The sequence below is a fragment of the Comamonas suwonensis genome (assembly GCF_012844455.2).
Classification (GTDB): Bacteria; Pseudomonadota; Gammaproteobacteria; order Burkholderiales; family Burkholderiaceae_C; genus Comamonas; species Comamonas suwonensis.
This window is the reverse complement of sequence record NZ_JABBCQ020000002.1, coordinates 322,381-341,679: the sequence shown is the minus strand read 5'-3', so window position 1 is coordinate 341,679 and position 19,299 is coordinate 322,381. Positions and strand designations below refer to the sequence as shown.

The window sequence follows — 19,299 nt, the reverse complement described above, 5'->3', positions numbered from 1 at the left end:
CTTTACCAGGCGCTTTGCCAAGTGTTATCCAAAGCCAAAACCCGGTCGCTAGCGCAGGCCGGGTTTTTTTGTTTTCAGAACTTCAAAATGGCGGGCTTTTGAAGAAATCCAGCGCCGCCTTGGCCGCCGCAAAGTTGCGTTCAATCTGCGCTTGCTGTTCTATGGCGGCGGCCTTGCTAGAGACTTCTTTTTGCAGTTTGGAGTCTTTTTGGCTTCTAGCCTTGGTACTGATTGCGCTAGCAGCTATGGTAATGGAAGCGTTTGGGGCACATGCCTGGCTCTCTTTGGCCGGGAGTAATTGCCCCAGATCCAGCGCCGGGTTGAGCTGCCACAGGCAAGAGACATAAGTCGCCATCGCCACCGCCGGGTCCCCGCGCTCAATTCGTGCCATGGTCGGCTGAGAGATACCGAGTTTGCTCGCCCACTGGGCCTGCGTCTCCCCCCGGCTTTTGCGCTGGGCCACGATGCTCTGGGCAAGTTGCTCGATCTGCGCAAGGATGGCTGGCGGAAAGTCTGCGGGGCTGGTGTTCTGGCGAGGCATATGCCAATGGTAGTGGTCCTGAAGGCTGATCCCGGGCTTGCCGGTGCTGCTACTGACAATTCCCTACGAGCAGACCAGGGCTGTAGTGCAAATATCGACGAAGTACCCAGGAGCGCACCCATGAAAATTCTGCACGCTGTTTTTATTGCCCTGCATTCTTTGATTGCCTTGTTGTTCGCGCTTGCCGCCGTGGCCCTGGTCTGGGTGGCGGCCAGCAAAGGCTGGCAGGTGGTTCATGGCGGTATGGAGGGCAGTGTCACGCTGCACCTGGTCGAAGCGCTGGGTACGCTGGCCTCCGGGGTCGTGGCCTTGCAGATTGCGCAGACCGTCATGGAAGAAGAGGTGATGCGCGATGCCCATATCAGCGGCCCGACGCGGGTGCGCCGTTTTCTGTCGCGCTTCATGGTGGTGCTCGTGGTGGCCTTGGCGATAGAGGGTCTGGTGGCCACCTTCAAGGCGCAGGAAGAGCCCGAGAAGCTGCTGTATTCCGCTGCCTTGCTGGTGTCGGTGGGCGTTCTGATGGGCGGCTGGGGCCTATTCGTGCACCTGAACCGCTCTGCCGAAGAGCTGGAGCCCGAAGCCATGGAGGATGCCAAGAGCGAGGACCACAAGGTGGACAAGGGCTGAAGCTGTTTTGCATGACAGGCATGCCAGACGCCCTGAAGATCTCAGGGCGTTTTTTCTGCAAGTCTCCAATCAGGCAGGCAACTGGTACAGCGTGCCGTTGAATCGGACCTCGGCGCTGTGGTGCAGTGCATCGAGCTGTCCCAGAATCATCTCGCGCACCGAGGCGGTGACGGCGTTCAGTCCCAGCATGCGCGCTACGGCCGCAGGCAGCTCGTCGCGCTGGCCGCCCAGGCTGGACTGCAGCGCCTGCTTGATGGCCTGGCGCACTTCTGAGGGCGGCAGGCAGTCGGGACGGCGCAGATTGGCCGAGCTGAGGGCAGAGCGGTCGCGCACGCGCACCGTGCGGCCCGGCAGATCGAGAAAGTCGGTTTCGGCGGTGATGACGCCGTCGGCCAGCAGCGATTGGCGGGCGGCATCCAGCGCATCGCGTACGCGGCTGCCCGCGCGTTGCAGACCCCAAAGGGTGCGCATGCGCGTGGTGAGCTCGTCGAAGTGAACCGGGCCTTCCTGCTCCACCACCTGCAGCACCAGTTGCGCCAGAAGCGAGGTCGGTAGGCTGTGCAGATCCCTGGGTGGCACATCCAGGCGTGCCTCGGCATAGACGGATTCGGGCGCGTCCTTGCCGCGGCTGCCGGTATCTTCCGCAGATTCTGCCTCTATGGCTTCACGCTCTATCACTTCCATAGCTGCTGGCGCAGGTGGAGTCTGGGCTTGCGGCAGATTGGGCTCAAAGTTTTGCTGCGCACGCTGCACGGCGGCCAGCACTTTTTCCGTCTCGGCGCGTGGCTGGCGGAACCAGTCGCAGCCCCAGATGCGCAGCAATCTCCAGCCCTGACTCTCCAGCACCGACTGGCGCAGACGGTCACGGTCACGGGCGGAGCGGCTGTGGTGGTAGCTCATGCCATCACACTCGATACCCAGCAGATAGCGGCCCGGCTGTTTGGGGTCCACCACGGCAAGGTCGATAAAGAAACCGGCAATCCCAATCTGCGTTTCGATCTGCAGGCCTTGCGCGGTCAGCGCCTCGTAAACATCTTCTTCCAGTGGCGATTCCAGATCGCGTCCGCTGATGCTCGCCACAGCCAGCTGGCCCGTGGCGGCGTATTGCAAAAACACCTTGAGCGAGGCAACGCCCTTGCCTTTGCCGCGCTCCAAGTCAATATCGTCAGCGGTGATGGAGGAGAACACTTCGCAGCGCTGCTTGGCGCGCGAGATCAGCACGTTCAGGCGGCGTTCACCCCCATCGGCGCTGACAGGGCCAAAGCGCATGGGCAGATAGCCTTGGGCGTTGCGTGCATAGGCCACCGAGATAAAGATCACATCGCGCTCGTCGCCCTGCACGTTTTCCAGGTTCTTGATGAAAAAGGGTTCATTGGGGTGGGCGACGAAGAAAGACTCGGCTTCGGGCTGCTGGCGGCGCAACAACTCCAGCTCATCCTGAATGGCGATCTTTTGCTGCAATGAGAACGCCGCCACGCCCAGACTGAGCTGAGGTGTTTGCAGTGCGTGCGCCATGATGGCACGCGCAATGGTCTGGGCCTCGATGCGGTTGATGCGCGTGGCACCGCTGTCAAACCGGCCCTCAGGGATGTGGTGAAAACGCAGGCCCATGCCCGCGCGCGCCGTGTAGGGGCTGGGCACGATGAACAGACCGCTGTTGTAGAACTGCTGGTTGGACACCGCAATCAGCGACTGGTGGCGGCTGCGGTAATGCCAGCGCAGCATGAGCTGGGGCATGCCTTTGGCCAGACACAGACTCAGAATGCTTTCCACATCTGCGGCGCCGGCGATGAGCTGCTCTTCATCGTCGTCGTCGAACTCGTCCTGCTCGCTGGTCATTCGCGAGAAGAAGCGCGTGGGCGGCAGCTGGCGGTCATCGCCCACCACCACCAGCTGCTTGCAGCGGGCCATGGCACCCAGCGCATCCACAGGCTCGATCTGGCTGGCCTCGTCAATGACCAGCAGGTCGAACTCGACCGCGCCAGGCTCCAGAAACTGGGCCACGGACAGCGGGCTCATCATGAACACCGGCTTGATGGCCTGCACCGCCTCGCCCGCTAGCTTGAACAGCTTGCGCAGCGGCATGTGGCCGCGTTTGCGGGCAATCTCGCCGTTGATGACACCCAGCGGCCCGATGCCAGAGGCCGTGCGCGGCACCTGTTCGTAATGCGATAGCGCGGACTGGGCGCGTGCCAGTTCAATGCGTTCGATATCCAGTGCGCGGAACTGGCGCACCTTCTGGCTGTGCTGGTCGCCGTTAAAGGCCACCAGCGCAGGATGCGTCTGTGTGGCCTGGCGCAGCAGTGCTTCGTAATAGGCGCGCTCAAAGCTGGGCGACATGGCATCCAGCGTGATGGCGTCCAGCTCCAACTGCTCGACCAACGGGGCCAGCCCCGAGGCGCGAGCCTGCTCGCGGGTGGCGTGGTATTGGGTCCAGTCCAGCAGGGCGGCGGGCTGGGCTATCCACTGTGCCAGTCGCGCATTCAGTGCGGTAAAAGCAATGCCGGATAGCGCTGGAGCACCAAAGGCTTCTGGCGTATCTAACTGGTAATTGGAGAGCATGGCCGACGCTGCTTGCTCAAATCTTTGTAGCGATGCTGTCGCTGTTGCGGCCAGCTCCGCACAGTGCGCAGGCGATGGCAGCTGGGCATAAAGCTGACGAAAGGACTCGCTACGGCCTTGACCGTCCGGGCCGCTCATCCAGCGCAGCACCGCCTGCAGCTGGCTCCAATCGCTTTGCTCGCCCAGCCAGAGCTGGCCAAAGGCGGCCGTTCCATCGGCGCTTTGCTGGGTCAGTGTCTGGCGCAGTCCTTGTGCCTGCAGCAGCGCATCCAGCCACTGAATACGCTCGGTCTTGGTTTTGGGGAGCGCCTCTTTGAGATGCGCCTTGACGTTGGCAATCGCCTGGCGGTAGCCGCCGTTGAAGAGGCGAAACAGTGAATCGCCATGGGCGGCAATGCTTTGGCGGGCGCTGTTCCAGTCCTGGTTCCAGGCCGACTCTGCAAAGCGGCTGCGTAGGCCTTGTGCCTGCTGGCTGAATTGCAGGCCCGTTTCCAGCAACTTTTGCAACTGGCCCAGGCCATGGCTCCAGATGGCACTGGCGACAGACTGCCTGTCTAGCGTGGGCGCAGAGGCCAGTTGCTGAGCGAGTGCAATCTGCTCTTCAATACCTTGAATGTTTTGTGGCGTTAGCGCATTCAGTGATTGCGCGAGTTGCTCACTATTTTGTAGCATCTGCTGCAGAAAATTCTGCACAGCAGGTAGTTGCTGGGCAAAGCGTTCGGCATCCATTTTGAGCAGGGCGGGGTGGCGGACGCCGCGCCATGGATGCTGCTGAACGGGCATGACCTTGCTGGCGGCCTGGCGCAGCGCCTGCACGGTTTGCTGGCGTGCAGAAAAGTCCGTGGGTGTCCAGTCCTGAGCACCTTGCAGCAAGTCGGGCAGGTGGGCAATTTGCACCGCATCGAGCTTTGCCAGCTGGCCCAGAATTTGATAAGGCGTCAGCGTGCAGGGCATCATCGCCTGATGCATGACCTCGCTGTGCGCATTGAGCTGCTGCTGTACGTGGGTCAGCTCGTTGATGATCTGGTCGCGGTGCTCCACACGCGGGCGGCCCAGGTCACGCGTGGCCTTGAGTTCTTCGAGAACCTTGCGCTTGTTGGTGTGGTGGCTGTGTAGTTCCAAGCAGGCGGGGCCAAGGCCCACGGCTTTCAGGCGGCGGTTGACCACCTCCAGCGCCGCCATTTTTTCGGAGATGAACAGCACCTTCTTACCATCGGCAATCGCGGCGGCAATCACGTTGGTGATGGTCTGGGACTTGCCGGTGCCGGGGGGGCCTTGAATGACGAGATTCTCGCCGCGGCGCACGGCTTCGATGGCCAGCGATTGCGAGCTGTCCGCATCCACCACATGGCGCTGGCTGACGACGGGAATCAATTCGTCCACATCGGCATCTTCGGGAAAGATCTGCACGCTGGCCTCGAAACCATGCTGCAGCGCAGAAGTAATCAGCGCCTGCTGATCCAGCCGCTTCTCTGGCGGCCAAGTGCTCGCATCCAGGTCGCGGTACATGAGGAACTTGGCAAAGCTGAAAAACCCCAGCGTCATCGCATCGGGCAGCACTTGCCAGCCGGGCTGGGCAGACGCCATGGTGCTGACGGCTGCCAGATAGGCGGCAGGGTCAAAGTCATCACCGGGCTTGAATTCAGGCAACTCCAGGCCAAAGTCGGCCTTGAGCTTGGCCGCCAGCGAAAGGTTTTCAGTCGCATCTTCCTGCAGCCAGCTCAAGGTAAAGCGCTCGGCAGCGCTTTTGCGCTCCAGTGCCACGGGCAGCAGGATCAGCGGCGCAAAACGCGGCTTGTCTGGCGCATTGCGGTCAAACCATTGCAGATGGCCCAGTGCCAGAAACAGGATGTTGACGCCTTGCTCTTCCAGAAAGGTGCGGGCATCGGAATGCATGTCCAGCAGGCGGCGCTGCAGCTTTTCGCTGCTAAGGCGCGTCTGCAGCTTCAGGTCACGGTGGCGCTGTGCCACGCCGCGCTCGTCGCGTTCTGCGATGGCATCGTCTTCGGGTTGGGGCAGGACGGAAGGCTGCGCTTCGGTGGGGTCCTGCGCAGTCTCGTCGGTCTTGCTCGGCACAAAGCGCATGGCCTTGCCATCCGTCACCAGCAGGCGATAAACCTCGGGCGTCAACTCATCGGCAAAGTGCAGCAGCTTGGCCGTGGCGGCCTGCGGCAGGCTCAGCAGCCGGTTGCGTGTGGACAGGTCCAGCAGTGACTGGCGGCTTTTTTCGAGCTGGCGGGAGATGGGGGTGGAGGGCAAAGCGATTGCAACTGGCGCAGCGGCGATGGCATCGCCAGACGCGCAGGCTTCCGAGCCAGAGGCTGCGCTTGAATTCTCATTGGCGGACATGGGTTTCCCAGATCAATCAGTTGGCACTGACTGTACTGGGAAAAGTAGATGGCTCCAGCGCTGTAAAGCTCTGGGCTAGCGGTACAAGTTACCTTTGGGCTTGCCGAGACGGGATCCCCAAAGTGGTTGGCACGCGCGACCCCATGACTTTCCAATCAGAACTTCCAGCCCAATTCAGCGCTGACAAACCCAGAGCAGTAGCTGCAGGTTTTGGGGCTCAGGCGGCCGGTAATTTCGATGTGCTCTGTGACACGCCACCGGACGAGCGCACCACCAGCGAATTCGACGGGTTTTTTGTAGTGGGTTCGAATGCCTGCAAACAAGCCTGCATCGAAGCTGCCGACTGAAAGGGGCGAATACTCTGCAATGGCATAGGTGCTCCACTTGCTGAGACTGTTTTTGTAGAAGCCCGCCTGAATGGAGAAGTCATTGCCGAAGTCTCTTCGAAGGCCGAGACCTGGGTTGGTGCCATTCCATGTTTTGCCATGTTCTCTTTCCGAGAAGTGATGGCTGAACGTATGCAGATTGAGGGACCAAGTCTCCTCAGCGTGAAGCGCCGAGCAGAAGATCAACAGAGATGACACCACAAGTACTTTAGGGCATTTCATCGATTTTCAGCGCTTAGGCTGCCTTGTTGAGAAATCAGCTTGCTTCGTCTGATTGCAGCTTATCGATGACCAATTTTGTAAAGTTACAAATGAGTCCCGTGAAGATGTAATCAAATGTCTTCATCTGGGGTAGCTCTCTGAGGAACGGCCACAAAAAAGCCGCATTGCTGCGGCTTGTGGTTTGAATGCGAGGCCAGATTTAGATCTTGCTGGTGCCGTTGACTGGTAAAAGTCCTGCAGCGCGCAGCTTGTCTTTCTTGCTGGGTCTGCGGCCCTTGATGCCGCCGTTACCGTCTTGTGCAACGGGCGGTGGCGGCACCTCTTCGGTGGGCTCGAAACCTTCAATTTGTTCCAGTGCGATGTCGAGCTGGTTACGTTTGCAGATCAGCTCCCAGTGCGCAGTTTCTGCGGGCGGGACAAAAGTGATAGCGGCTCCCGCATGTCCGGCGCGGCCTGTGCGGCCAATACGGTGAATATAGTCGGCGGGCGAGCGTGGCAGGTCGTAGTTGATGACCGTAGGCAGCTGCGCAATATCAATGCCGCGCGAGGCCAGATCAGTGGTGATCAGCAACTGCCAGCGTTTGGACTTGAACTGCTCGAGCACATCTTTGCGGGCTCCCTGGCTCATGTCGCCATGGAAGGTGGTGGCGAAGATGCCGGCCTTGTACAGCTTGTCCGCCAGCATTTCTGCGGTGTGGCGCTTGGCGACAAAGACCAGTGCACGCTCCCACTCGGGTTGGCCTTCGCCATCCTTGACCAGCTTGCGCAGCAGCTGGGCGCGGCGCGGGCTGTCCACGGCAATGGCGCGCTGGGTGATGTTTTCGGGGCTGGCCGAGTGTTCGGTAGTGCTGTCAGCATCGACCTGCACGCGCACGGGGTCGTGCAGCAGCTGGGTGGCCAGCGCTTCTACGTTCTGTGGGAAGGTTGCAGAGAACAGCAGGGTCTGGCGCTTGGCGGGCAGCAGGGCCAGCAGGCGGTTGAGTTCTTCGGCAAAGCCTTGATCCAGCAAGCGGTCAGCCTCGTCCAGCACCAGATGTTGAACAGCATTCAGGCGCACGGCGTTGCTGCTGACCAGATCGAGCAGACGACCGGGCGTGGCGACCAGAAAGTCGGCGCTGCCGCGCATCTGCATCATTTGCGGGTTGATGGAGACACCGCCGTAAACCACGCGGCTGCGAGGCTGATCTTGCAGCTTGCGCGTCAGGTCGCTCAGGCTTTCATGCACCTGCTGAGCCAACTCGCGCGTGGGCACCAGAATGAGGGTGGCCAGTGGGCGCACAAAGCCGGTGTGGCTGCGCTTTTGCGCCATCCAGCCTTGCAGCAGCGGCATCAGGTAAGCCATAGTCTTGCCCGAGCCCGTGGGCGCACAGGCCCAGAGGTCACGCCCGGCCAGTACGGCGGGGATGGCCTGGGTCTGGATCGGCGTTGCGTTGTGCAGGCCCAGGTCCTGGGCAGCATTCAAAAGCTCGGCGCGCAGGCCTAGAGGGGCAAAAGACATAGAGGCAGGATGAAAAGAATCAATAGCGGTGTGCAGGAGGCGCATTGTGCGGGAATTACCGCGTCGCAGCAGGGCGCAGGGACAAGCTACAGTCATTCCATTCAAGAAGCAAGGAGCAAAAACATGAGTCAGGCCATGCATCAAGCGATTGTGATTACCGAGTACGGAGGCCCAGAAGTGCTGAAGATGGCTCCCGTGGCCTCGCAGGCTCTGGCGGCGGGTCAGGTCCGCGTGCAGCACACGCGCATTGGTGTGAACTTTCACGATGTTTATGTGCGTTCAGGCCTGTACAAGATGCTGGCGCTGCCTGGCACGCCCGGTATCGAGGCTGTGGGCGTGGTCGCTGAAGTCGGTGAGGGCGTGAGCCGCTTCAAAGTGGGTGAGCGGGTTTGTTATATCTCTGCGGCCTATGCCATTTACGCGGCAGAGCGCGTGATTGCGGCCAGTGAGCTGATCGCCGTGCCCGATGATTTGAGCGACGCACTGGTTGCATCCAGCTTGCTGCGCGGGCTGACGGCTGATGTGCTGCTGCACCGCGTCGCCCAAGTGGGGCAGGGCACGCGCATTCTGGTGCAGGCGGCGGGCGGTGGCATGGGTCAGATTTTGAGCCAGTGGGCCACCCGGCAGGGTGCGATGGTGATTGGTACTGCAGGCAGCGATGCGACAGCGAAAAAGGCCGATCAGGCCGGTTGTGTCGAGGTGATTCGCTACCGGGGTGAGGGTGCTCAGGATGTGGCGGCCCGCGTGCTGGAGTTGACGCATGGCGAAGGCGTCGATGTGGCTTATGACGCCGTGGGCAAGGTCAGCTTTGATGGGTCGCTGGCCAGTTTGAATATTGGCGGGCAGCTGGTGATGTATGGACAGTCGTCCGGCCCGGTGCCTGCGCTGGAGATTGCGCGGCTTGCGGCCAAGTCAAACAGCGTGAGTCGGCCTATGGTGTTCCACTTTGTGAAAAAGCCTGCCGAGCGCGAAGCCATGGCAGCGCGCGTGTTTGAGGCGCTGCGTAAAAAGCACTTCCGCATGGGCGAGCCGCAGGAGTTTGCGCTGGCAGATGCCGCAGCAGCCCACCGCGCACTGGAGGCGCATGGTGCCGTGCAGCCTATCTTGCTGGTGCCTTGACAGCTGCGAACATGACCCTTGATACGTCGTTGCTTCGCCTGTCGTACGCTTGTACTGTCTGCGACTTCGTGCCTCGTTTCGACGCAAACCTCTGATTTGCTGAGTAGTGTTAGCAGCTCTAAGTGAAGCAGCTTGCGATGAATAAGTGAGCGGGTTGCGCTAGAACTGCCCTGGTTTTGAAGGTGAAAGAGGCTGAAGTGATTTGATCATGAGCGCTAACAGCTTCTGTTTTTGTAGCTATGCAGCTGAAATCTCAAAAAAAGCCCGCCAGCTTTTGCAAGCTGCGGGCTTTTGGGCACCTTGGCAAACCCGGCGAGCCGGGTTTGAGGGTGATTAACGCTTGCCGATAGGCTGAACGTCGCGCTGAGCGGCGCCGGTGTACAGCTGGCGAGGACGGCCAATCTTGTACTCGGGGTCACCCATTTGCTCGTTGAGCTGAGCGATCCAGCCCACGGTACGTGCCAGAGCGAAGATGCCGGTGAACAGGTTCACTGGAATGCCGATAGCGCGCTGAACGATGCCGGAGTAGAAGTCGACGTTGGGGTACAGCTTGCGCGAGACGAAGTAGTCGTCTTCCAGAGCAATCTTCTCGACTTGCTTGGCCAGGGCGAACAGAGGATCTTTTTCCAGGCCCAGCTCTTGCAGGATCTCGTTGCAGGTTTCCTGCATGAGCTTGGCGCGGGGGTCGTAGTTCTTGTACACGCGGTGGCCAAAGCCCATCAGCTTCACGCCGCTGGTCTTGTCCTTGGCCTTTTCCATGAACTCGCCAACCTTGGCGATGCCGCCGTTGGCCTGGATGTCTTCCAGCATGTTCAAGCAGGCTTCGTTGGCGCCGCCGTGGGCAGGGCCCCACAGGCAAGCAACGCCAGCAGAGATGGCTGCGAAAGGGTTGGTGCCGGACGAACCGCACAGGCGCACGGTCGATGTCGACGCGTTTTGCTCGTGGTCGGCGTGCAAGATGAAGATGCGGTCCAGAGCACGTTCAATCACGGGATTGACCTTGTACTCTTCGCAAGGGTTGCCGAACATCATGCGCATGAAGTTGCCTGCGTAGGACAGGTCATTCTTCGGGTACATGTAGGGCTGGCCCACGCCGTACTTGTAGGCCATGGACACCAGAGTAGGCATCTTGGCAATCAAGCGGATCGCCGCAATGTTGCGGTGCTCAGGGTTGGTAATGTCGGTGCTGTCGTGATAGAAAGCCGACATGCCGCCCACCAGGCCGGTCAGCACCGCCATGGGGTGTGCATCACGGCGGAAGCCACGCAGGAAGAACTGCATCTGCTCGTTGACCATGGTGTGCTGGGTCACGGTGTTTTCAAACTCGGCCTTCTGGGCTTCGTTGGGCAGCTCTCCGTACAGCAGCAGGTAACAGGTTTCGAGGAAGTTGCAGTTCTTGGCCAGTTGCTCGATAGGGTAGCCGCGGTACAGCAGCTCGCCCTTGTCGCCATCAATGTAGGTGATAGCGGACTGGCAGGCAGCGGTAGAGAGGAAGCCCGGGTCATAAGTGAAACTGCCGGATTGACCGTACAGCTTACGGATGTCGATCACGTCAGGGCCGATGCTGCCCTGATAGACCGGCAATTCGACGCTAGGGGCGCCATTGCTAAAAGACAGCGTTGCTTTGTTGTCAGCGAGTTTCATTTCAAACTTCCTTCTCTAAATTGCCTAGCCTACTGGGGTGAGCCGCCGGGTACGCGCTTGCGCAGCATCTCCAGGACTTCCCTTACTTCTTGGGTGTCGAGTTGACCTTCTGGTTCCTTGCGACGCAAGAAAAGATCCATCAGGTCGTTGTCTGCCAGATCCATCAAGGCAGACATGCCAGCCGCGTTTTGTTGCGTGAGCTGGCTTCCGTAGGTGGCGAAGAACTGCTCAATGAAGAGATCGTTCTCAACCAGGCCACGGCGGCTGCGCCACTTAAGCAGGTCGCGCTCACGTTCACCGAGCAGAGTATTCGTCATCAGCATCAGACGGTTCGACGAACCATCAGCTCCTTGATTTTGCCAATCGCTGCTGTGGGGTTCAGGTGCTTGGGGCACACGTCCACGCAGTTCATGATGGTGTGGCAGCGGAAGAGTCGGTAAGGATCTTCCAGATTATCAAGGCGCTCGCCCGTGGCTGTGTCGCGGCTGTCCGCGATGAAGCGGTAAGCCTGCAGCAGTCCGGCCGGGCCCACGAACTTGTCGGGGTTCCACCAGAACGAAGGGCAGCTGGTGGAGCAGCTTGCGCACAGAATGCACTCGTACAGGCCGTTGAGCTCTTCGCGCTCTTCGGGGGACTGCAGGCGTTCCTTGCTTGGCGTTGCGTACACATCGCTTTGCAGGTAAGGCTTGATCGAGTGGTACTGCTTGAAGAACTGGGTCATGTCCACGATCAGGTCGCGAACCACGGGCAGGCCGGGCAGGGGCTTCAACACGATGTCACCCTTCAGGGTATTCATGTTGGTCAAGCAGGCCAGACCGTTCTTGCCGTTGATGTTCATGGCGTCCGAGCCGCACACGCCTTCACGGCAGGAGCGACGGAACGAGATCGATGGATCCATTTCCTTGAGCTTGACCAGGGCGTCCAGCAGCATGCGTTCGTGGCCGTCGAGCTCGACTTGCACGGTTTGCATGTAAGGCTTGGCATCCCGATCAGGATCGTAGCGGTAGATTTTGAATGTGCGCTTCATTTTGATCTTCTCTCGTGGGCTGCTGGATTAGAACGTACGAACCTTGGGGGGTACGCTTGCAACGGTCAGGGGCTTCAGGTTCACAGGCTTGTAAGACAGGCCGTTCGTGGCGCTATCCCACAGTGTGTGCTTGAGCCATTCCTTGTCGTTGCGGCCCAGCGGGAATTCGGCATGGTCGGCAGGGTGCTCGTAGTCGTACACGGTGTGTGCACCACGACATTCCTTGCGGGCTGCGGCCGATGTCATGGTGGCTTGTGCCACTTCGATCAGGTTGTCCACTTCCAGAGCTTCCATGCGTGCGGTATTCCACACCATGGACTTGTCCTTCAGCGTCACGGAACCCACGCGTTCGCGCAGGGCGTTGATCTTGGTCACGCCTTCGTCCATGCTCTTCTGGGTGCGGAACACGCCAGCGTGTGTCTGCATGGAAGTGCGGATTTCGCCTGCCAGATCCTGGGCGTAAGTGCCTTCCTTGGAGTCCTGCAGCTGGTTCAGACGAGCCAGTGTGCGGTCAGCGCCGTCGGCGGGCACTTCATGGTGCGAGCCAAAGCCGTTGACGAATTCCACAATGTGCTTGCCGGCAGCCTTGCCGAAGACCAGCAGGTCCAGCAGCGAGTTGGTGCCCAGGCGGTTGGCACCGTGCACCGACACGCAAGAGCATTCGCCCACTGCGTACAGGCCGTTCACAACGCGGTTCTGTGTGCCGTCATAAGTCACAACCTGGCCGTTGATGTTGGTGGGGATGCCACCCATCTGGTAGTGGATGGTCGGAACCACGGGGATGGGTTCCTTGGTGATGTCCACGTTGGCGAAGTTGTGGCCAATTTCTTCCACGGAAGGCAGGCGTTTGCGAATGGTGTCAGCACCCAGGTGGTCCAGCTTCATCAGGATGTAGTCCTTGTTAGGACCGCAGCCACGACCTTCCTTGATTTCCTGGTCCATCGAGCGCGACACGAAGTCACGTGGTGCCAAGTCCTTCAAGGTAGGAGCGTAACGCTCCATGAAACGCTCGCCTTCGCTGTTCAGCAAAATTGCGCCTTCGCCGCGGCAGCCTTCGGTCAGCAGCACGCCAGCACCGGCCACGCCAGTGGGGTGGAACTGCCAGAACTCCATGTCCTGCAATGGAATGCCAGCGCGTGCCGCCATGCCCAGGCCATCACCGGTGTTGATGAAGGCGTTGGTCGATGCCTGGAAGATACGGCCAGCACCGCCAGTTGCCATCAGCACAGCCTTGGCGTGCAGCTCGTACAGGTCGCCGGTTTCCAGCTCGAGTGCAGTCACGCCCACCACATCGCCGTCGGAGTTGCGGATCAGGTCCAGAGCCATCCACTCTACGAAGAAATTGGTCTTGGACTTGACGTTCTGCTGGTACAGCGTGTGCAGCATGGCGTGACCGGTACGGTCAGCGGCAGCGCAGGCGCGTTGCACGGGCTTTTCGCCGTAGTTAGCGGTGTGGCCGCCGAATGGGCGCTGGTAGATGGTGCCATCAGCGTTGCGGTCGAAAGGCATGCCGAAGTGTTCGAGTTCGATCACAACGTTCGGTGCTTCGCGGCACATGAACTCAATGGCGTCTTGGTCACCCAGCCAGTCAGAGCCCTTGATGGTGTCGTAGAAGTGGTAGTGCCAGTTGTCGTCGGACATGTTGCCCAGCGAAGCGGACACGCCGCCTTGAGCGGCCACAGTGTGCGAGCGTGTAGGAAAAACCTTGGACAGGGACGCGACCGACAGACCGGCACGCGACAGTTCCAGTGCGGCGCGCAGGCCGGAGCCGCCGGCACCGACGATCACGACGTCAAACTTGCGCTTGGTGATATTTGCTTTGGAGTAGCTCATTCTTAACCTTCAATCGTGGAGACCGAGTCTCAATCAGAGACGCCACAGAACCTGGATGCCCCAGCCGACGCATCCGAGCAGCCAGACAATGGTGGCCACTTGCAGCGAGAGGCGCAGGCCCACAGACTTGACGTAGTCCATCCAGATGTCACGCACGCCAATCCATGCGTGCCAGCCCAGAGCCACAAACAGGGCCAGGGTCAGAAATTTCATCCACTGGGGGGCGAAAATGCCAGCCCACTGCTCGTAGCCCACGGGGCCGCCGACTGTCAAAAAGCGAACCAGCAGTACCACGGTGTACAGAGCCATCAGGACAGCTGTAGAGCGTTGAGCCAGAAAGTCGCGGGTGCCATAGTGCGCGCCGACAACGGTGCGCTTGGAGCCGTAATTCACGGACATGGTTGTTTCCTTATCGTGGGATGTTGTTAACCGGGGCCGATCAGTACAGACCGAACAGCTTGGCGCCCAGCACCACGGTCAGCGCGACGCTGATAACCAGTACGCCAACAGCAGTGGACTTGCCGGTCTGCTTATTCACAGCGTGGTGGTTCACGTCCATCACCAGGTGACGGACGCCAGCGCAGAAGTGGTGCAGATAGCCCCAGATCAGTGCCAGGCAGACCAGCTTGGCAAACCAGCCGAACTGACCGGCGAACACCGAAGTGAAGGTATCAAACGAAATTTCCGACGAGATCGAGTTGTCGAACATCCAGATGATGAACGGCAGCAAGAGTGCCATCAGCAAACCGCTAATGCGGTGCAAGATGGACACGATGCCAGCCAGGGGCAGGCGATAGGTCGGAAGGTCCGAGAAGAAGTTGATGTTGCGGAACTCTGGCCGCTGTTTTGCTTTTTGCTCTGTCATGGCAGGGTACTTTCGTGGATGTAACTGCGTTGTAATCGCTAGTGCGAAGCGACACAAAATTCTATTGCAATGCAGCAGAATCCGTTAGCCGAATTTGCATAGCGTTGATTGGGAATGGGCGCAATCAACGCTTTTACGGGGGGATTCAGTTCAAGGCATTGCGGTAATGGTGAGTGTCCGTGAGGTACAAACCACGTCGTAACTCCATGGGAACATCGTTATATGTGTAAGCCGTGCGCTCTACGCTGAGCAAGGGCGTGGTGCTGGGAATGTTGAGCAGTTGCGCCTGCTCTGCATCCGGGAGAACGGCTCGAATTTTTTCATCAGCCCGCACCATGCGCACGCCGTAATCCAGCTCAAACATGGCGTAAGTTGGGCCCTGGTAATTCGACATTTGTTCTGCAGTCAGGCCCTTGAAGGCGTTGCCTGGCAGCCAAATGTCTTCCAAAATAGTCGGAATTCCTGCGAAGGACAGGGTGCGGCGCACATGCATGACGGCATCGCCGGTGCGAAGCGCCAGGGCGCGAGCCACCTCGGCAGGCGCGCGCAGGCGACGGCATTCGAGAATCCGGCGCTCTGCGCGGCCTTCGCCTTGCAGATCGCCAGCATCGGGGCGAAGATTCAGAAAGCGGTATTGAACCTGTTGTGCGGCATGAGTGGCTACAAACGTTCCCTTGCCTTGACGGCGCATGACCAGGTTTTCAGCGGCCAGTTCATCAATCGCCTTGCGGACCGTGCCTTGGCTGACCTTGAAGCGGGCAGCCAGTTCCATTTCACTGGGAATCAGTTCTCCGGGGCGCCATTCGCCAGCTTCCAGTCCCTGGAGGATCAGGCCTTTGATCTGCTGATACAGAGGGCTGAATGCTGGGGTAGATACGCCGGCGCCAGTGTTATTGCTGGCGTTGTTGTCCGGGGCTGTGTTGTGAGGGGTGGGCATAGTATTTTTTGAAGGGATCGCCTCCGCGATGCAATGTGCAAAAACAAACAGGTTACAAGCAGGTTTGCGTTGGCCGCTAGGTGAGGATCATATCTTATATAAGACATAAGACAAATTGACTGGGATTTGAAATCAGCAGTACACTTGCCGCATGTTTGCGGAGCTTGTGCTACTGGTGGTTACGCTGGTGTTACCTCGAGCCCCTAACATCTCACTTTTTTCCAATATTGGAGTTTCACCATGAGCAAGAAGCCCGTCCGTGTCGCCGTTACTGGCGCAGCTGGCCAAATCGGTTACGCCCTGTTGTTTCGCATCGCATCCGGCGAAATGCTGGGTAAAGATCAGCCTGTCATTTTGCAGCTGCTGGAAATCCCCGACGAAAAGGCTCAAAACGCTCTGAAGGGCGTGATCATGGAGCTGGAAGACTGCGCATTCCCTCTGCTGGCTGGTATTGAAGCACACGCTGACCCTCTGACCGCTTTCAAGGACACCGACTACGCTTTGCTGGTTGGCGCGCGTCCTCGCGGCCCGGGCATGGAGCGTGCTGATCTGCTGGCTGCCAACGCTCAGATTTTTACCGCTCAGGGCAAGGCTCTGAACGCTGTGGCCTCGCGCAATGTCAAGGTTCTGGTTGTGGGCAACCCCGCCAACACCAACGCTTACATCGCCATGAAGTCGGCACCTGATCTTCCTGCAAAGAACTTCACTGCCATGCTGCGTCTGGACCACAATCGCGCTGCTTCCCAGCTGGCTGCCAAGGCCAACTTCGCCGTGGGCGACATCAAGCAACTGACCGTGTGGGGCAACCACTCGCCCACCATGTACGCAGACTACCGTTTCGCTTCCGTGAACGGCAAGTCGGTCAAGGACATGATCAACGACCAGGAATGGAACGCCAACGTGTTCCTGCCCACGGTTGGCAAGCGCGGCGCCGCCATCATTGCGGCTCGTGGCCTGTCCTCGGCGGCTTCGGCGGCTAACGCTGCTATCGACCACATGCGCGACTGGGCTCTGGGCTCTAACGGCGAATGGGTCACCATGGGCGTGCCTTCCAACGGCGAATATGGCATTCCTGCCGGTATCGTGTTCGGCTTCCCCGTGACCACGACTGCTGACGGCGAATACAAGATCGTCGAAGGTCTGGAAATTGATGCTTTCTCGCAAGAGTGCATCAACAAGACTCTGGCTGAGCTGCAAGGCGAGCAAGACGGCGTCAAGCACCTGCTGTAATAAGCACCATGCAAGACTGGAACCCCGCGCTGTATCTGCGCTTTGCCAATGAGCGCACGCGCCCGGCCGCAGAGTTGCTGGCACGGGTGAATCTGGTCGAGCAACCGGCTCGCAGCCTCCACCTCGTGGATCTGGGCTGCGGGCCGGGTAACTCTACCGAGTTGCTGGCCGCACGCTTTGCCAATGCGAGCGTGCTTGGCATCGACAACTCTCAGGCCATGCTGGAGACTGCACGTAAGCAGCTGCCCACGGCCCGGTTCGAAGCGGGTGATATCGCCACCTGGACTTTGGTGGCCAATGAAGCGGCACCTGATCTGATCTATGCCAACGCCTCCCTGCAGTGGGTCGGTGAGCATGAAACCCTGATTCCCCGTCTGTTTTCGCTGCTGACGCCCGGCGGCGTGCTGGCGATCCAGATGCCTGACAACCGTCAGCAACCCTCGCACCGGCTGATGCGCGAAGTTGCGCAATTGCCGCAGTTTGCCCCGTACATCGGCGATGCAGGCAAAGTGCGAACCGAAATTTTGCCCATTGGGGCCTATTACGATTTATTGGCTGCGCCCGAGCATGAGGTGGCAAGCGTTGATGTGTGGCACACCATCTACCAGCACCCTATGGATTCGGCGGCGGCCATTGTGCAGTGGCTCAGCAGCACGGGTCTCAAACCTTTTGTAGAAGGCCTGCCCGCCGCGTTGCAAGCAGAGTTTCTGACTGAATACGAGCGCCGCATTGAGGCGGCATACCCCTTGCGAGCTGACGGCAAGCGCCTGTTGGCTTTTCCTAGACTGTTCATAGTGGCGCAGCGCAAGTCATGACGAAAGAATTGGTTCACCCCGCTCAGGTCTTGCTGGACGCACAAGGCGGCGCTCAGCGTCTGCCTGTTTGTGATCATTACAGCGGCGTGGAAGTGCGCATGCGCAAAAGCCTGCAGTTGCAGGCCGAGATGATGCAAGAGTTCGGCACCTGCGTGTTTGATGTCACGCTGGACTGCGAAGACGGTGCCCCCGTGGGGCAGGAAGCGCAGCATGCAAAGCTGGTGGCCGAGCTGGCTAACGGCGCTGTGCATGGCGCGCGCGTGGCAGCGCGGGTGCATGCGGTGGACCATGAGCACTTTCAGCAGGATATGGACATCATTGCTGGCAACGCTGCAGAACGCCTGTGCCACATCATGATTCCCAAGGTTGAAAGTCTGGATGACGTGCTTAAGGCTGAAAAAGCCCTGCAGCGCGCTACAGGCAAGCGCGTTCCGCTACATGTTTTGATTGAATCGCCCGCCGCAGTGCAGCAGGCCTTTGACATTGCCGCACACCCCGCCGTGCAAAGCATCTCCTTCGGGCTGATGGACTTTGTCTCGGCCCACGGTGGCGCGATTCCGGCATCGGCTATGACGGCGCAGGGCCAGTTTGAGCATCCCATGGTGGTCCGTGCCAAGCTGGAGATCGCCGCCGCCTGTCATGCCCACGGCAAAGTGCCTTCGCATTGCGTAGTGACTGAATTCAAGAATCCACAGGCTCTGCAGGCCTGCGCACAAAAAGCGTCGCGCGAGCTCGGCTACACACGCATGTGGAGCATTCATCCGGATCAGATTCGTCCCATCTTGCGCGCTTTTTCTCCCGCTGAAGATGAAGTAAAGCAAGCGGCACAGATTCTTACTGCTGCAGCAGTGCAGAATTGGGCGCCCATCAATTTTGGTGGTGTACTACACGACCGCGCCAGCTACCGCTATTTTTGGCAGTTGCTTGAGCGCGCTCACCAGACGGGGCAGGCTTTGCCGGTTGAAGTTCAATCCTGGTTTGCCTCGCACTGACCCCCAAACGAACTCATAACAAGTCTGCAGGAGCTATTCCTATGAAGACCCTGATCGCTACTTTGATGATTGCAGCTCCTTTGCTTGCAATCAGCCACTCTGCTGTGGCCGAAACCGCAACCAAGGCTAAGGCCAAGGCTGTGGCTACCAAGAAGGCTCCCGCTGCTAAGAAGGCGCCTGTTGCCAAGAAGGGCAAAGCCGCTGCTGCAGCAGCCGTTGCGGGCGGCGCTGCGGTCGTGGCCGCGGGCCCCGCTTCCGCTGCTTTGAGCACAGAAGACCTGGCCGTCGCCGAGCGCGTGCACAAAGGCCGTATCGCCTGCGAACTGGGAGCTTTTGTCAATGTGAACGCTGATACGGCCAACCCCGGCTACTTCATTGTGGACGGCCGTGGTTTCAAGTACCACATGGTCCCCGTGAAGACCTCGACCGGCACCGTGCGCCTGGAAGACAAAGCCGCTGGTGCGGTGTGGCTGCAGATCGCCAACAAGTCGATGCTGATGAACCAGAAAGCGGGTCAGCGCCTGGCTGACGAATGCATGAGCCCCGAGCAGCAACAAGTGGCCGAAGCCATCCGCAAGAACCCACCTCCTAGCCTGCTGGACAACAAGTAAGTCCCGCGAGGCTGAGGGCTGACCTATCGCACATATGTGTC

At 59.5% G+C, this 19,299-nt stretch carries 17 protein-coding genes; 6 read left to right on the top strand and 11 right to left on the bottom strand.

Annotated elements, in window-relative coordinates:
- Window positions 1–82 precede the first annotated feature (82 nt).
- Complete coding sequence (locus tag HF327_RS03675; protein WP_169106928.1) at window positions 83–541, bottom strand: helix-turn-helix domain-containing protein; 459 nt, start codon at window positions 539–541, stop codon at window positions 83–85.
- 120 nt (window positions 542–661) lie between these two features.
- Between HF327_RS03675 and HF327_RS03670 the strand changes: the two genes are divergently transcribed.
- Window positions 662–1,168: a hypothetical protein gene (locus HF327_RS03670; RefSeq protein WP_169106927.1), complete on the top strand. Its 507-nt coding sequence runs from the start codon at window positions 662–664 to the stop codon at window positions 1,166–1,168.
- A 69-nt stretch (window positions 1,169–1,237) separates the two neighbouring features.
- Here HF327_RS03670 and HF327_RS03665 read toward each other — a convergent pair whose 3' ends face one another.
- The 3 genes from HF327_RS03665 to HF327_RS03655 form a co-directional block, all read right to left on the bottom strand.
- On the bottom strand, window positions 1,238–6,079 hold the full coding sequence (locus HF327_RS03665; RefSeq protein WP_169106926.1) for a DUF3320 domain-containing protein: 4,842 nt from the start codon (window positions 6,077–6,079) through the stop codon (window positions 1,238–1,240).
- A 155-nt stretch (window positions 6,080–6,234) separates the two neighbouring features.
- On the bottom strand, window positions 6,235–6,663 hold the full coding sequence (locus tag HF327_RS03660) for a hypothetical protein (RefSeq protein WP_328701754.1): 429 nt from the start codon (window positions 6,661–6,663) through the stop codon (window positions 6,235–6,237).
- A 223-nt stretch (window positions 6,664–6,886) separates the two neighbouring features.
- Window positions 6,887–8,185: a DEAD/DEAH box helicase gene (locus tag HF327_RS03655; protein WP_169106924.1), complete on the bottom strand. Its 1,299-nt coding sequence runs from the start codon at window positions 8,183–8,185 to the stop codon at window positions 6,887–6,889.
- Window positions 8,186–8,308: 123 nt separating this feature from the next.
- On the opposite strand from HF327_RS03655, the gene HF327_RS03650 reads away from it, so the two are divergent.
- Window positions 8,309–9,304 (top strand): quinone oxidoreductase family protein, encoded by a 996-nt coding sequence (locus HF327_RS03650; RefSeq protein WP_169106923.1) that lies wholly within the window; start codon window positions 8,309–8,311, stop codon window positions 9,302–9,304.
- A 333-nt stretch (window positions 9,305–9,637) separates the two neighbouring features.
- Here the strand turns inward: HF327_RS03650 and HF327_RS03645 are convergent, their stop codons facing one another.
- From HF327_RS03645 to HF327_RS03615, 7 genes are all read right to left on the bottom strand, one after another.
- A complete protein-coding gene (locus HF327_RS03645) occupies window positions 9,638–10,948 on the bottom strand; it encodes a citrate synthase (protein ID WP_099736231.1) in 1,311 nt (436 codons plus the stop codon).
- A 29-nt stretch (window positions 10,949–10,977) separates the two neighbouring features.
- The gene (locus HF327_RS03640; protein WP_099736232.1) at window positions 10,978–11,271 is read right to left on the bottom strand and encodes an FAD assembly factor SdhE; all 294 of its coding nucleotides are present in this window, start codon (window positions 11,269–11,271) and stop codon (window positions 10,978–10,980) included.
- Window positions 11,271–11,975 (bottom strand): succinate dehydrogenase iron-sulfur subunit, encoded by a 705-nt coding sequence (locus HF327_RS03635; RefSeq protein WP_099736234.1) that lies wholly within the window; start codon window positions 11,973–11,975, stop codon window positions 11,271–11,273. Before HF327_RS03635 ends, HF327_RS03640 begins: the two co-directional genes overlap by 1 nt.
- A gap of 27 nt (window positions 11,976–12,002) precedes the next feature.
- Window positions 12,003–13,808: a succinate dehydrogenase flavoprotein subunit gene (gene sdhA / locus HF327_RS03630; protein ID WP_169106922.1), complete on the bottom strand. Its 1,806-nt coding sequence runs from the start codon at window positions 13,806–13,808 to the stop codon at window positions 12,003–12,005.
- 33 nt (window positions 13,809–13,841) lie between these two features.
- Window positions 13,842–14,207, bottom strand: coding sequence for a succinate dehydrogenase, hydrophobic membrane anchor protein (sdhD, locus tag HF327_RS03625; RefSeq protein ID WP_169106921.1), 366 nt, complete (start codon window positions 14,205–14,207; stop codon window positions 13,842–13,844).
- Window positions 14,208–14,247: 40 nt separating this feature from the next.
- The gene (sdhC, locus tag HF327_RS03620; protein WP_169106920.1) at window positions 14,248–14,673 is read right to left on the bottom strand and encodes a succinate dehydrogenase, cytochrome b556 subunit; all 426 of its coding nucleotides are present in this window, start codon (window positions 14,671–14,673) and stop codon (window positions 14,248–14,250) included.
- A 145-nt stretch (window positions 14,674–14,818) separates the two neighbouring features.
- The gene (locus tag HF327_RS03615) at window positions 14,819–15,610 is read right to left on the bottom strand and encodes a GntR family transcriptional regulator (RefSeq protein WP_169106919.1); all 792 of its coding nucleotides are present in this window, start codon (window positions 15,608–15,610) and stop codon (window positions 14,819–14,821) included.
- Window positions 15,611–15,850: 240 nt separating this feature from the next.
- Between HF327_RS03615 and HF327_RS03610 the strand changes: the two genes are divergently transcribed.
- Genes HF327_RS03610 through HF327_RS03595 form a run of 4 tightly spaced genes read left to right on the top strand, consistent with a single transcriptional unit; the run spans window position 15,851 to window position 19,258 of the window.
- The gene (locus HF327_RS03610; RefSeq protein ID WP_169106918.1) at window positions 15,851–16,840 is read left to right on the top strand and encodes a malate dehydrogenase; all 990 of its coding nucleotides are present in this window, start codon (window positions 15,851–15,853) and stop codon (window positions 16,838–16,840) included.
- Window positions 16,841–16,848: 8 nt separating this feature from the next.
- A complete protein-coding gene (gene tam / locus HF327_RS03605) occupies window positions 16,849–17,655 on the top strand; it encodes a trans-aconitate 2-methyltransferase (protein ID WP_169106917.1) in 807 nt (268 codons plus the stop codon).
- Window positions 17,652–18,647 (top strand): HpcH/HpaI aldolase/citrate lyase family protein, encoded by a 996-nt coding sequence (locus tag HF327_RS03600; protein ID WP_169106916.1) that lies wholly within the window; start codon window positions 17,652–17,654, stop codon window positions 18,645–18,647. The genes tam and HF327_RS03600 overlap by 4 nt, the downstream gene beginning before the upstream one ends.
- Window positions 18,648–18,688: 41 nt before the next feature.
- Window positions 18,689–19,258, top strand: a complete 570-nt coding sequence (locus HF327_RS03595) for a hypothetical protein (protein ID WP_169106915.1) — start codon at window positions 18,689–18,691, stop codon at window positions 19,256–19,258.
- Window positions 19,259–19,299 lie beyond the last annotated feature (41 nt).